This window comes from Myxococcus llanfairpwllgwyngyllgogerychwyrndrobwllllantysiliogogogochensis, assembly GCF_006636215.1.
Classification (GTDB): domain Bacteria; phylum Myxococcota; class Myxococcia; order Myxococcales; family Myxococcaceae; genus Myxococcus; species Myxococcus llanfairpwllgwyngyllgogerychwyrndrobwllllantysiliogogogochensis.
On sequence record NZ_VIFM01000575.1, the window covers coordinates 1 to 787 of the forward strand.

Genomic DNA, 787 nt, shown 5'->3' on the forward strand with positions numbered 1-787 from the left:
CCTGCCCCGCATGGGAGCACCGCCGTCCCCTGGGTGGCCTTCGCCAGCCGCTCCACGGCGTCGGCCTGGTAGTCGCGCAAGGACACCTCCGGCAGCTTCGGCAGGCGCTTGGGCGGCAGCACCCGCGCGTCCTCGAAGGACAACGTCAGGCCCGCCTCGTTCGCGGCACGGCGCAGCAGGTGAATGGACCCACGCGGCAGCACCAGCTCCCGCTCCGCCTGGCGGAAGAAGGAGAGCGTCTGGGGTTCCGCTCCCGGGCGCTTGCGCAGCCGCACCAGCTTCCAGTACGCGGGGTTGGGCAGGGAGAGCGCGCGGCAGAGGCCCTCCACCATCTTCGGCGGCACGTCCCCCGCCGCGAGTCGCAGCCCGGCATCCACGCGCACGCGCAACGTCCGCTTGTCCGTACCCGCGTTGCGCGCATGCGCAGACGGCGCGGCCCCCACGCTGGAGTCCTGGGTGCGAGAGACAACACGTCCCCCGTCCCCGTGCATTTCGGAGAAGTCTTCCACCATTCTTGTTGTCCTCGGAGAGGCGCGTCGGGGGCTCGCAACGGGCCCCCTTCGCGCATGGCTACGGCAACCAACTTCAGCGGGGCACGCTCACGGCCCGAAGGGGTCCACGTCCGCGACACTCTCCGCGGAGTACTCCCTGACGAGGGCATCGACGAAGGCGCGCGCCAGCTCCCCCTTCGAAGCTGGCAAGTCGCGGATGCGCTGCACGGCGAACTTCTGGAGAAAGCGGTCCACGGCCTCGCGCGGCAGCGCCTTCAGCGCGGTGGCGATGGCCT

At 71.2% G+C, this 787-nt stretch carries 2 pseudogenes; both read right to left on the bottom strand.

The features are described from left to right. Window positions 1-512: pseudogene (locus FJV41_RS49405) on the bottom strand (DEAD/DEAH box helicase); the annotation flags it as partial. Between the two features lie 87 nt (window positions 513-599). After that, window positions 600-787: pseudogene (locus FJV41_RS49410) on the bottom strand (hypothetical protein); the annotation flags it as partial.